Raw genomic sequence first — 15,452 nt, forward strand, 5'->3', positions numbered from 1 at the left:
AAGCGGGAGTGTGGCCGCTTCAGAAAAGCTCATGGCCTTGGGTTTGGCTATCACCCAGTCAGCCGTCACGGTGACATAGCGACTAAAGCCATCGGGTAGGAGAATTGCAATTACCTCATCCCCCACCTGCCAGGGAGAGATCTTGTCTTCTCCGACATCACCAACAGCTGTGACAATGCCGACACATTCAAACCCAAAGGTCAACTGTCTCGCCTGAGTAATGCCAAACTGTTCAGCATAGTAATCTTTCAACAGACCCAGCGCATTCAGCACATCCCGCAGGTTCAAACCGACGGCTTTGACTTGAATCTCAACCTCTCCAGGTTTGGGAGCACGGCGCTCAAGCGGTTGCCAAGAAAGTTGATTCAGGCTGCCGTATTCATGCAACTTGAGCTGAACAGACTGATGGGTCTGATGGGCCAACGCCTTGGGATTGAACTGCCCTAACCGAGCCACGTGACGCAACCCGCGCCGGTAGGCAATTTGATTTTCTGTTGAGCCAGTTCCATGGGATTCCAGTAGCGCTTGCACCAGATCCTGTACAACTTGCTCAGCCACTGGGTCTAGGTCCAGACACCGCAACGATACATCTGGATACTCCAAGGCAATCACTCGTCCCAGACCCCACAGGAGCTGATGTTGGGGCGCACAGCTAGCATACTGCTGGTCTGGCAGCATATGAGCCCCCTGGGTAATTAACCATAGGGGCGGTAATGGAGTATCTGGCCAAGTTGTTGTCATACCTTGCAGTAAATGGAGGGCCATGCCACAGGTCAACGTTTCAGCGTGATCTAAGTCTTCTAGATCTGTGGCTAGACTCCAGAGATGAAGAATTCCTAGCAGGGGCGTCTCTGTTAATGCGCAATTCTGTTTTAACGATGCCAAAACCTGGCGCAATGCTTCCGGCTGACTTGGGGCCAGCTGATACTGCCCATCATCCACCTGACAAAAATCAGAACCAGGATAAACAACCACGCATGCTTGAGCATGATGATTCAGAGCATTCTTCAGTTGTTGACCAAATTTGACATCAGGAGCCAGAACTAACCAGATCCCCTGGGTCGTTGGTGCTAATGGATCTTGGGATGACGGTAACGCCTGCCACTGCAGTTGGTGATACCATTGGTACAAATCAGGAGTTTTGAGAACAGCCTGATCGGTTACCGGTACCAGGGTGAGACCAGAGAGGTCGATTATGGCCCGACCTCGGACATTACTCACACTCAAGGTAGCTTTTCTAGAACTCGCTGCATCAGTTACTATCGAACCCGCGACCCAAGGATTCAACGTTTTCTCACCTCGTCGCCAATGAAGTTTTTCAAGGGCGATGGGTAAATAGGTGGGACCCTCCTGCAACAAGATGGGGGCAAGACTCTGCAGCGCACTATCCAATAGGGTGGGATGCATATGATAGTCCTCTGGATCATCAGATCCTTTAAAGACCAATTGACCCACAATTTGATTGGAGCCTCGCCACAATTGTTGAATGCCTTGAAATTGTGGCCCGTAGTCAATTCCTCGCTGCTGATAGGTCTGATAAAGTTGTGGCATTTCCACAGCCTCTAAACAAGCGACTTTCAATGCCTCGATATCGATGTCATTGGGAGTAGTACTCCCGTCTAATGCAGAAAGTTGCCCCTGAACATGAAGTGTCCATTTAGGTTGTTGTTCTTCTAGTTGCAGGCTCAGAATCTGGAATTCATATCGATGAGCATTGCCTGAAACAGGATTCAGCACCGTTTGGATTGTGGTGGTTTCAGTCTCAGAGAGAATGAGCCCCTGGTGAATGGTGATATCCTCCAGGAGTAAATCGTGGTTTAGCGTTCCTTGACGTGCAAACACATGATGGCCAGCTGCGATCGCAATCTCCAAATATCCCGCAATCGGGAATAGTACCTGACCAAAGATACGATGCTCCGCTAAATACCCTGGCTCCAAAGCACTCAACTGTGCTTCAAACTGAATCTGCTGGGGCTGGGTCGCACTATAAAATCGACGTCCCAACAGGGGATGAGCCTCTGTTTTGCTAGTAGAGCTAGCCTTTGGCATGGTCGGTACCATGGAGGTTTCCACCCAATAGCGCTGGCGTTGAAAGGGATAGGTGGGCAGTGGTACTTTCTGATAGTGCTGTCCCTGAGCTACATTCTGCCAATTCACCTCAACCCCATGGGTATACAGATGTCCCAGACTCTCTAGCATCTGTTGCCAGTCATCTTGTCCAGACCTCAGCGACGGTAGCCATAGCCCTTTCTCTTCTGAAAAACTCTCTTCCGAGAGACACTGTCGCCCTATGCCCAACAAAATTGGCTTTGGCCCCATCTCCAGAAAGACGTCGCAGTCCTTGGTTAACAAGGTCTCCATCCCCTGGGCAAACCGCACTGGCTGACGTACATGGTTCACCCAATAGTCTGCAGTGGCCATCGATTCATCGGCCCATTGTCCCGTCACATTAGAAATTAAGGGCAGCGTGGGTGAATGGTAAGTAATTTGGGATGCGATCGCACCAAACTCCACCATCATTGGCTCCATCAAGGGAGAATGGAAGGCATGGGATACTCGTAATCGCTTCGTCTTAAACCCATCGGCATCCAACACCTGTTGCAGTGCCTGAATTGCGTTATCTTCTCCCGAAACCACAACACTCTTCGGCCCATTGATAGCCGCCAACGTCACCTGTTCTTCATAGGGCATCAGCCGAGCATTAATTTCTGCTTCCGACCCTAAAATCGACAGCATGGCTCCACCACTGGGAAGTTGCTGCATCAACCGGCCTCGATGGGCCACCAGCTTGAGACCATCTGCTAAGCTAAATACCCCAGCAATACAGGCTGCCACATATTCCCCAATGCTGTGACCCATCACAACACTAGGCTCAATTCCCCAAGATTGCCAGAGTTTAGCCAGAGCATATTCGATGATGAAGAGAGCAGGCTGAGTATAGGCCGTTTGGTTGATCCGTAGGGGCTGGCCTTGTGCCTGCCCTACCTCCGAGATATCTCGGTAGAGAATGTCTAGAATATCTAGATCCAGAGATTCCTGCAGGCTCTCATTACAGTGATCGATAATTTCTCGAAACAGTGGCTGAGTCCCATAGAGCTGCCGCCCCATATTTACATACTGAGAGCCCTGGCCCGTAAAGAGAAAAGCAATTTTAGAACGCTCGCTGGCAACACGATTCCGAGAACAGCCAACCGGAATGTCTGATTGGGAGCCTAACTGCTGAAGACGATGGGTCAGTTCTGCCAAGGTGGTGGTTGCGATCGCAACCCGATAATTAAAATGAGATCGCCCCGTATTCGACGTAAAACAAATATCCGCCAGCCCTAAGTCTGAATGCGTTTCCAGATACCGTTGATACTCCCCAACCAATGCATCTAACGCCGTCCTACTTTTCGCCGACAACGTCAACAAATGCTCCGGACGACGTGGTGATACTTTCCGCCTTCCGCCTTCCGCCTTCCGCCTTCCAACTTCCTCCAACACCACATGAACATTTGTCCCACTAAACCCAAATGAACTCACCCCTGCAATCCGAGGCTCTCCCTCCCCGTCCCAGGCCGTCAGCTGAGTGGGAATCTTCACTGCCAGGTGCTCCCAATCAAGATGGGGATTGGGGGTATCGAAATGAAGGTGGGGGACAATCTGTTGATGCTGCAGTTGCAATACCACTTTCATCAAACCAGCAATCCCCGCAGAGGCTTCCAGATGCCCCATATTGGTTTTCACCGAACCAATGATGAGGGGCTGCATGGATGAACGATCCTGTCCCAACACCCGATTGAGAGCCCGCACTTCGATGGGGTCACCTAAGGGCGTCCCAGTACCGTGGGCTTCAACATAACTCACCCGGTGTGACGGCACACCGGCATTGGCTAGCGCTTGCTGAATTACAGCCTCCTGGGAAGGGCCATTAGGCACCGTCAACCCACCACTGGGGCCATCCTGGTTGGTGGCAGACCCACGAATCACCGCCAGAATCGGATCGTTATCTGCCAGGGCATCCGCCAGACGCTTCAGCACAACCATACCACAGCCTTCTCCTCTCCCATATCCATTGGCTGCCGCATCAAAGGTTTTACAACGACCATCGGGAGCCAGCATTCCAGCCTGGGAGAAGACAATGCTATTGCGAGGAGACAACATTAAATTCACACCACCGGCCAACGCCAAATGACATTCCTGCTGCTGCAAGCTTTGACAGGCTAGATGCACAGAAATTAGGGAAGAGGAACAGGCGGTATCCACCGCCAGACTTGGCCCGGTTAGCCCCAGCTGGTAAGACAGTCGTCCCGCCGCTGCACTCAATGAATTTCCAGTGCCAAGATAGGCATCTGGGATTTGTCCAGCCACAGAGAGCCGGTTGGCATAGTCCTGAGTACTAATGCCGACAAAAACGCCTGTCAGACTGTTGTAAAGTTGTTCGGGCAGCTGATGGGCTCGTTCTAGCGCTTCCCAACTCACTTCCAACAACAGCCGCTGCTGAGGATCTAAACTCTGGGCTTCCTTAGGGGCAATGCCAAAAAATTGGGCGTCAAAACCATCCACCTGGTCTAAGAAACCACCCTCTGTGGAAATCATTTTGCCCACAGCGTCGGGATTTGGATCATAGAATTGCTCTACTGACCAGCGTTCTGAGGGGACCTGACTGATGGCATCCCGACCTTGTTGTAGTAATTGCCAAAACTCCTCGGGAGATGTCACACCACCGGGGAAACGACACCCCATACCAATGATGGCCACTGCATTCGATTGCGATCGCGTTAGATCAGGATTACGGTCAGAAACTCCCTGACTCTTTTCATCTGTTAATTCAATCTCAGCGTCCAGCGCTAAGACATCCTGTTCCAGATAATCCACCAGGGCCTCCAGAGTCGGGTAATCAAATAGCAATGTGGACGGCATCGACAAGCTTAATTCCGACTGCAAACGATTACGAAACTCCACCGCCATCAGCGAATCCATTCCCAAGTCAAATAACGACACCCGCGATTCAATCCGCTGCACATCGGTCATCCCTAATACTTGGCCCACCTGTTGTTGTACAAACTTGACTAAAATCTCCCGCCGTTCTTCCCCAGGCGTTGCTTTTAAGGTCACAAGTACCTCAGACGATTTGGAAGGAGACAATTTTGCCCCTCGGAAGTTGTCTAGCACCGGCAATGCCAGGTTCTTCGGCAGCTGAGCAAAAAACTGAGGCCAGCTCACTGGAAAAATTCCCACCTGGGCCTGCGAGGTGCCTAAGAGATTGCCTAAAACCTGTAATCCAGCACCTGGCTCAATAGCCCTTAATCCCTGCACCTGTTGACGCACCTGATGTTTGCGTTCCACATTGGCTGCCATGCCGTCCAGGGACCACCCGCCCCAATTAATACTCAGACCGGGCAATCCCTGGGCTTGACGATAGTGGACTAACGCATCTAGAAACGCATTGGCAGCAGCATAGTTTCCCTGACCGGGTGAACCCAACAGAGATGCCACTGAGGAGAAACAAATAAAGAAATCCAGGTCTAATTCCTGTGTGCCCTCATGTAACAACCAGGCCCCTTGCACTTTAGGTGCCATCACCTGGGCAAATCGAGACCAGCTCATGTCCTGCAAAATACCGTCATCCAGCACTCCAGCAGCATGGATAACACCGCGCAGTGTTGGTAAATGTGTGGCAATGTGTTGAAACAGTTGCTCCACCTTTCTCTTTTGGGTGATATCGGTTTGAATAACAGAAACCTGTGCTCCTGCGTCCTCTAATAGGGAAAGCCTGTCCTGTACAGATTGAGACGGTGTACTGCGTCCCACTAGAACGAGATGGACTGCCCCCTGCTGCGCTAGCCATTGAGCAACTTCTAATCCTAGGGCACCTAAGCCCCCCGTAATTAAATAACTGGCTTCAGCTCGAACAGCCACAGACGAGGGTTCTGACGAAGCTGAAATCTCATCGGCAAAACTCACCACCACCTTGCCAATGTGCTGGGCCTTTTGCATAAACCGAAAGGCATCCATCACCTGATTTATGGGAAAGAGCCTATGGGGTAATGGTTGGAGAGTTTTATCAACAAAGTGCTGGCTTAGCTCACGCCATAGATTTTGAATCAGGTCAGGATGGTCTTGGGCGACGTCTCCTAAATCAAAGGGATAATAACCGACATCAGGCCGCTGCCGTTGCACCTGCTCCGGACTCCAAATACCCAATTTGCCAATTTCAATAAAGCGTCCATCGTCAGCCAGGGCATCAAAACTTTTATCGATAAAGTTTCCGGTGAGACTATTCAGGACAATATCCACCCCCTGGCCTTGGGTTTTCTCGTGAATCTTCGCCGCGAAGTCAAGGTTGCGGGAGTTCATCACATGCTCAACCCCCTGCTGTTTTAACCAATCCCATTTAGGGGGACTGGCTGTCGCAAAGACTTCCGCTCCAGCCCGTTGGGCAATTTGCACAGCAGCTTGACCCACCCCACCTGCAGCAGAATGGATCAAAACTCGGTCGCCCGGTTGAATATTGGCTAAGTAGTGAAGTCCATAGTAAGCCGTCAGGAATGTTAAGGGTAATGTGGCCGCCTCAGTAAAACTGATGGCAGTTGGTTTGGGCATCACCCATTCGTTGGGAACAGTAACATAACTGCTAAAGCCATCGGGCAACAGAATGGCAATGACTTCATCCCCCACTTGCCATGGAGAAACTTTCTCTCCATCAGCATCACCCACAGCGGTAATAATCCCAGTACACTCAAAACCAAAGGTGAGTTGGTCAGGGTGGGTAATTCCCAACGACTCGGCGTAATACTCTTGCAAAAGCCCTAGAGCATTGAGCACATCCCGCAGGTTGAGACCCACGGCTTTAACTTGAATTTCTACCTCCCCAGCCCTGGGGCGGCGGCGCTTCAGGGGTTGTAGAGAAAGATTCTCTAATAGGCCATAGGCCGAAAGCTTTAGCTGAACGGGTTGAGTGGCTGAAGATAATACGGGTGGAGAACCGTCTGGATATTGCGATCGCACCAACCTAGCCACATAACGTTTGCCCTGGCGATACGCAATTTGATTCTCCACCGTAGGCCATAACAGTTCCTGTACCAGTCGATGGGTCAAGTTCTCGGGGAGAATTTTGTAGGGGCTGTGCCTTGTGCCAGCCCTGCCACACCGAGAATCATCAGCCTGGGTTTCATAAGGGGGCAAATCCACCTGACGACAGGACAAGTCAGGATATTCCAGGGTGATCACCCGACCTAGCCCCCAAAGAGGGCTTTGTTGAGGCTGCGCCACATCCGTTGCCAAAACAGGTTGTGCAGCCTGGGTCATCAACCAGATTGTGGGATTCGCTGGCCCAAACTGCTGTGAGGAGTGCTTATTTAGTGCCTGTACCAAATGCAACACATTACCACAGCCGATTTCTTGAGCAGTTTGTACAGTTTCTAAATCTAAGGGGGCCTTTAAAGCAGACTCTCCCCAGAAATGGATAACTCCCCGAATTGGACCACAGTCCTGCAGTAGCTGATCAAATGCCTCTGGTTGAGTTGGGGGAATTTGATACTGGGCCGCATCTAACTGGCGATACTCCGTCCCGGCTACAGCCCAGACACATTGCTGTGACTGTTGTTTTAAGGCAGCAGCTAATTGCTTGGCTAAGCCATCCTCATTTGCTAACAAAAGCCAGGTTCCCGCTGCTGGCTTTGGAGAGAGTTCTTGTGGTGGTTTATAAGGTTGCAACTGCCAATCAAGACGATAGCACCAGTCTTTAAAGCCAGGTTTGAAACATTTAAGTAATGCGTCTAAAGTGGTTGAGACTACTTTGAATCCTTTGATGTGAGCTAAAACGCGGCCCTGATCATTGGCCAGGATAATATCTCCCTTTAATGGCTGATTGGGCTGAACCGACGCGATCGCCCATACACTAGTCTCGGCAGTCTCGACAGATTGACTCACCCTGACCTGGTCAACGGCTGCTGGCAGATAAAGCTGCCCCGGTGCTAAGTCAGCTTCCGCCAGGGAGTTAGCATAGATCAACACCTGAGTGGCAGCATCGAGCAAGGCTGGGTGTAATTGATAGGCTGTGGCAGAGGCGTTTAATGACTGGGGCAATTCAATGCGAGCAATGGCCTGATGCTCCCCTTGCCAAATCTGTTGAACTCCCTGGAAGCTAGGGCCATAGGTAATACCTTGTTGTTGATAGGTTTGATAGTGATCGCCAGCCTGAATAGCCTCAGGGCAAGCGGCCTTAATTTGTTCCAGCGTAACCTGGTCGGTTGATTCTTGATCTGCATCAGCCGTGCCAGCCCGTAACAGCCCTTCTGCATGGAGAATCCACTCAGAGTCTTGATCGTCTTCACCACTATTTTCTGTTGAGCGATGGCTAGGTAACGCTTCACTGAAGATTTGCAAGCAATAGGTTTCCAATGAATTTTCAAGGTCATCGGAAATGTCCGACGTTAGGACCGTTTGAACTGTTCTGTTGTTCCCATCGGGAAAAATTAAGCCTTGCCGAATAACCAAGTCTTCCAGAGTCCAGTGAGAGTCTTTCCTATGGGCATGGGCAGCTGCGAACGCCATTTCCACATAGCCCATCATCGGAAACAGCACCTGGTCAAACACTTGATGGTGACCCAAATAGTTAGGCGACTCTGCTGCCACAACAGATTCAAACCGAGCTTGATCATCCGCTCCGGGCAAGGGAATTTGTCGGCCCAGTAAGGGATGACCAGCCCACTGTCTGTTTGACGCCCTGACGTTCTGCTTTATCTCGTCCAGCCAATAGCGCTTTCGCTGAAAGGGATAGGTGGGAAGAATTATCTTCTGATGGCCATAGCCTTGTTCCACCCCCTGCCAATTGACCTGCCCTCCGTGCACATATATCTGACTCAAACTTTGAAAGAGCTGTTGCCAATCTGCCTGGCCAGGCCGTAAAGATGGCAGCCATACCCCCTTCTCTTCACACCGCTGTCCCATGCCCAACAAAATTGGCTTTGGACCCACCTCTAAAAAGACATCACAGTCTTTGGTCAATAAAGTGTCCATCCCCTGGGCAAATCGCACCGGCTGACGCACATGGTTCACCCAATAATCAGCAGTCGCCACTGACGCATCGGCCCAGTGACCAGTGACGTTAGAAACAAATGGCAGCGTTGGTGAGTGATAGGTGATCTGGTTTGCGATCGCCCCAAACTCCGCCATCATCGGCTCCATCAATTGAGAATGGAAGGCATGGGAAACCTGTAACCGCTTCGTCTTAAAGCCATCCGTTTCTAAGGTTTGTTGCAATGCCTGAATCGCACCATCGGTCCCAGAAACGACAATACTTCTTGGCCCATTAATGGCCGCAAATGTAACCTGACCACCATAGGCCGACAGTCGCGGACTAATCTCCGCCTCTGATGCCAGAATCGATAGCATTGCTCCACCCGCTGGCAGCTGCTGCATCAATCGACCCCGATGGGCCACCAGTTTCAGCCCATCCTCCAAGCTAAACACACCCGCTACACAGGCCGCAGCATACTCACCAATGCTGTGCCCCATAAGCACATCTGGCTGGATACCCCAGGACTGCCAGAGCTTAGCCAGGGCATATTCAATAACAAAAAGAGCCGGTTGGGTGTAGATAGTTTGATTGAGGAGAGGGTGAGCATTAGACGGTAGGGGCTGGCCTTGTGCCTGCCCTGGGTCAACCTGTAGGGGCTGGTCTTGTACCTGCCCTCCCTCAACAAGATCTGGATAGAGAATAGCAAGGATATCCCCCCCCAGATAGGTCCGCAAAATCTCATTACAATGCTCCAAAATCTCACGGAACAGTGGTTGCGTCTCATACAATTGACGCCCCATATCCACATACTGAGACCCTTGTCCCGTAAAGAGAAAAGCCACTTTGGGACGCACACCTGCACTGTGATGCCGATAAACACCCACAGGGGCTTCTTCCTGACTGTTTATCTGCTTGAGAGTTTGAGCCAATTCTGCTGATGTGGAGGTCGCGATCGCCACACGATAATTAAAATGAGATCGCCCCGTATTCGCCGTAAAACAAATATCCGCCAACTCTAATTCTGAATGACTTTCTAGATGCCGCTGATATTGCCTAATCAGATCATCTAAAGCCCCGTCACTCTTAGCCGACAATGTCAACAGATGTATCGAACGACTCTGTAATACATTCTTCTTACTTCCGCCTTCCGCCTTCCGCCTTCCGCCTTCCGCCAACACCACATGAGCATTCGTTCCACTAAACCCAAACGAACTCACCCCAGCAATCCGAGCCCCTGACTGCCCATCCCAGGCCGTCAGCTGAGTCGGAACCGTCATCGGCAAATCCGACCAATCAACATGGGGATTTGGTGTTTCGAAATGCAGATGGGGAGCTATTTGGCGATGCTGGAGCTGCAACACAATTTTGATTAATCCAGCAACGCCTGCAGCAGCTTCCAAATGACCAATGTTGGTTTTCACCGAACCAACAGCCAGGGGACTATTCGATAAACGATCTGGGCCAAACACCTGATTGAGGGCACGGATTTCAATCGGATCGCCCAGGGGTGTGCCCGTCCCATGGGCCTCTAAATAACTAACCTGATGCGCCTCAACACCGCTATTCGTAAGAGCCTGCCGCAGTAGTTTCTCCTGGGCAAAACGATTGGGAACAGTAAGACCACTACTGGCACCATCGTGGTTAACGGCGGAACCACGAATAATTCCTAAAATCGGATCGCCTGCCGCTTGAGCCTGGGACAGAGACTTGAGCACAACTATGCCACAGCCTTCCCCTCGACCATAACCATCCGCAGTGGCATCAAAGGTTTTGCAACGACCATCGGGGGAGAGGGCTTTGATGCGAGACAGAGCAGTGGTGGTAAAGGGGGCCAGAATCAGCTGCACTCCGCCAGCCAGCGCTAAGTCGCATTCCCCATGACGAAGGCTTTGACAGGCAAGATGAATGGCTACGAGGGAAGACGAACAGGCCGTATCAATCGCCAAAGTAGGGCCTTGCAACCCCAGCACATAGGACAAGCGACCAGCAGCGCAACTAAAGCTATTGCCTGTGCCATCATAGGCCGTGATCTGGTCTAAATCTTGCATACCCAGCTGACTGTAGTCATTCTGGCCAATGCCGATAAAGACGCCCGTCTGACTATCTTGCAGCTGGTCAGAGGCTTGCCCCGCCCGCTCCAGGGCTTCCCAGCTTACTTCCAATAACAAGCGGTGTTGAGGATCCAGATGCTTGGCCTCGCGGGGAGAAATGCCAAAAAATTCAGGTTCAAACTGATCCACCTGGGACAACAAACTAGCACTACGGACATACATTTTGCCAGCTGCATCGGGATCAGAATCGTAGAGTGAATCAATGTTCCAGCGTTCAGTTGGAATCTCTGCAACCGCATCTACACTTTGACTCAAGAGACTCCAGAATTTCTCAGGGCTATCAGCACCACCAGGGAAGCGACACCCCATGCCCACAATGGCAATGGCATCTTCGTCAGTCTGTTTAGGAGATTCCGATGTCCCCGGAGACGGCTCTATAGCCTGTGATGCTGACGCAGAGAACTGCAAAACCTCCTGCAGCAAATGATCCGTTAGCTTATTGATAGTTGAATATTCTAATGCTAGGGTAGTAGACAGGGGCTGATTTAACTGTTGGCGCAGACGATTGATTAATTCCACCACCATAAGAGAATCCATGCCCAGTTCGGTAAATCCCCGATCATGGGAAATAGAAGCGATCTCTTCGTAGCCTAAGACTTGTGCAATGTGCCTCTGTAAGTAGTTTTGGAGAATTTCTCTGCGTTCTTGTTTTAAAGCTGCGTCCAAATGTGTCAGTAAAGAAGATTTAACAGGTTTAGAAGAATCTGCAGAAGGATCTGGATATTGGGTGAGCCAGTCGGCTAGTAGGGAACCAGGCTTGGTGCGATCGCAGCGCCAACGCTGCGTCAACTGGGGCCAATCCACCAACATCACCGCTGTTTGACCCCTGGCATCTGCATCGCTTAGAAGATCTGCTAAAGCCTGTAAACCCTGTTCAGGGCTTAGGGTATCAATCCCGGCGGTATGGGTGGAAGTAGCCACCATACCGCTTTGTTTCCATCCGCTCCAATTAATACTCAACCCTGGTAAGCCCATACCACGGCGATGATGCACCAGAGCATCCATAAAGGCATTGGCCGCAGCATAATTACCCTGCCCCGGTGAACCGAGCAGTGCAGCCACCGACGAGAAGCAAACAAAGTAATCCAGATCTATCGCCTGGGTCAGTTGATGCAGATTCCAAGCGCCTTGAACCTTAGGGGCCATCACTGCCGTGAAGCGCTCCCAGGTGAGCTGCTGCAACACCCCGTCATCTAAAACACCAGCGCCATGGATAATGCCTCGCAGGGGCGACAAACTGGCAACAATCTGTTCCAGGATGTGAGCGACAAATGCCTCACTGGCAACATCCCCCAACAACATTAGAACGTTAACACCGGCTGCCTCTAGAGCATCAATCTGTCGCTGTTTTTCAGAGGAAGGAGGCCGACGACTGACTAACACTAAGGATGTAGCCCCAGCTGCCACTAGCCACTGAGCGACCTGCAATCCCAAAGCGCCCAATCCACCTGTAATCAGATAGGTGGCATCTTCTCGTATCACTAAGGGGCGAGACTCTGACCGGGACTGTCGCACTAGACGAGCCCCGTACGCTTGTCTCTGTCGCAGGGCGATATGATCTTCCCTATCTTCCTGCCAGATCTGTTTTAGGAGACTTTCTATTGTTGCTGAATCCCTGAATTCATTAGGCTCTAAGTCAATCAGCCCGCCCCATAGGTGGGGGTGTTCAAAGGCAATCACCCGACCCAAGCCCCACAGGGAAGATTGCCCCACAGCTAGGGTCTCTACTCTCTTATCTGATGAGGCTGGAGTCATTACAGGCTGACTGCCCTCCGTCACCAGCCACAGTTTGGGAACTGCATTTGTTGTCGCCAGAGCCTGCACAAAATTCAGCACCGTACCACAGGTATCTCTTTGGGCCTGCATCACATTAGATGACGTGAGTTCTGCTGTGGCTGGAACATCTAAACTCCAGCAATGTACCACTCGATCAATTGGCTGCTCAGCATCTGAGAGAATGGTTTGATAAAGCTGTTCAAACACCTGGGCATCTGTCGGATTCAGCTGATACTGACCGTCACCCATGGATTGAGTCGTCTCACCCTGATAAACCAACGTGTAACCATGCCCCTGTTTCTGAAGTTTCTGACCCAGCGCTTCTCCAACACCCAAACGATCGGCGAAAATTAACCAGTGACCAGGTTCAAGGGCAATCTGGGACGGAGCCTGAGGAAGCTGTTGCCACTGTACCTGGTAAAAATCAGGCTGAAACGATTCTTTTGATGCATTAGATAAGGTGGCATTTGCAGGAATTGCATCTACCCAATAGCGCTGTCTTTGGAATGGATAGGTGGGCAACGTTACCTTCTGCTGACTGTGCTCACCTGTCTGATGCAAGCCCTGCCAATCCACTGAAACCCCATGGACATAAAGATGACCCAGACTATGCAAAATCTGTTGCCAATCGTTCTGCTGAGGATGGAGCGACGGAAGCCAAATATTGTCTTCCATCAATGTCTCTGCAGGGAGACAATGTTGTCCCATCCCCAACAAAATGGGATTGGGTCCTACCTCCAAAAAGACAGAACATTTCTGGGCGAACAAACAGTCCATTCCCTGGGCAAACCGAACCGGTTGACGCACATGATCAATCCAGTACTGGGGAGTGGCGATGGCGTCATCCACCCACTGACCAGTTACGGTGGAAACCATGGGTATTTCGGGCAGGTGATAGGTGATTTGGTTTGCGATCGCACCAAATTCTTCTACCATTGGCTCCATCAACGGGGAATGAAACGCATGGGACACCGTTAACCGCTTTGTCTTAAAGCCCTCAGTGTCTAGATCTTGTTGAATCGCCTGAATCGCGCGAGCCGACCCAGAAATCACCACACTTTTTGGTCCATTGATGCCAGCAAACGTTACCTGTCCGCCATAGGGTGCCAATCGAGGCTCTATCTCTGCCTCTGATGCCAGAATGGACACCATGGCCCCACCCCCAGGCAACTGCTGCATTAACCGTCCCCGGTGGGCCACTAGCTTCAATCCATCTTCCAGGCTAAACACACCTGCAATACAGGCAGCAGCATACTCCCCAATGCTATGCCCCAGGACCATGCTGGGCTGAATCCCCCAGGACTGCCAGAGCTTGGTGAGAGCATATTCGATGACAAAGAGGGCAGGTTGAGTGTAGGCCGTTTGGTCAATCTGTAGGGACTGGCCTTGTGCGGTTCGGCTGAGCTCACCGTCGAAGCCCTGCCCTCTTTCCGAGATATCCGGGTAGAGCATGTCAAGGATATCCTGATCCAGATATGCCCGCAAAATCCCATTACAGCGATCCAGAATCTCTCGGAACAGTGGCTGGGTCTCATAGAGCTGTCGCCCCATATTCACATATTGAGACCCTTGTCCTGTAAATAAGAAAGCAATTTTAGCCCCCTTGCTAGCAAGATGATTTCGGTAACAACCAACAGGAATACCTGCTTGGGTGTCTAATTTCTTGAGATGATTGGCAAGATCTTGGGATGTGGAGGCTGCGATCGCCACACGATAATTAAAGTGAGATCGCCCCGTATTCGACGTAAAACAAATATCTGCTAATGTTAACGCTGGATATTTCTCTAAATGCTGCTGATACGCCCTAATCAACTCATCTAACGCCGCTTCACTCTTCGCTGACAACGTCAACAAATGCTCCGAACAGCTTGGTCGTACATTCTGACTTCCATCTTCCGACTTCCGACTTCCGACTTCCTCCAATATCACATGGGCATTCGTTCCCCCAATCCCAAAGGAACTTACCCCAGCTCGCCGCTTCTCTGTGCCCTTCCAGGGACTAAGTTCTGTGTTAACAACAAAGGGAGTGTGATCAAACTGAATGCGGGGATTGGCTTGTTCAAAGTGTAGGCTAGGGGGCAATTGTTGATGCTGTAGCGATAGCACTACCTTCATCACACCTGCAATTCCTGCCGCAGCCTCCAGATGACCAATATTGGTTTTAACAGAACCAATATGGCAAAACTGGTTGTTCTCAGTATCTCGTCGAAAAGCTTTGGTTAACCCTGCAATTTCAATGGGATCCCCTAGAGACGTACCTGTACCATGGGCTTCAACATAAGAAATCTCCTCAGCAGACAGTCCAGCATTATTTAAAGCCTGAGCCACCAGATTTGCTTGGGCATTGGGGTCTGGAACGGTAATGCCATTGGTTAAGCCCCCATGATTTACAGCCGAGCCTTTAATCACGGCACGAATGGGATCGCCAGCGGCAATGGCGGCATGGAGGGGTTTTAGTAATATCACCCCCACCCCTTCCCCCACAGCAATACCATCGGCCCGATGATCAAACGCTTTACAACGACCATCAGGAGAATGGAGTTTCATGCGACTGCCCGCCA

Annotated in this window: 1 protein-coding gene; it reads right to left on the reverse strand. The window is 51.0% G+C overall.

Annotated features, from left to right (window positions below; genetic code table 11):
• The coding region (locus DXZ20_RS26050) for a type I polyketide synthase (protein WP_284681695.1) at positions 1-15,452 on the reverse strand (15,452 nt) is incomplete at both ends.

The organism is Adonisia turfae CCMR0081, assembly GCF_011009555.1.
Classification (GTDB): domain Bacteria; phylum Cyanobacteriota; class Cyanobacteriia; order Phormidesmidales; family Phormidesmidaceae; genus Leptothoe; species Leptothoe turfae.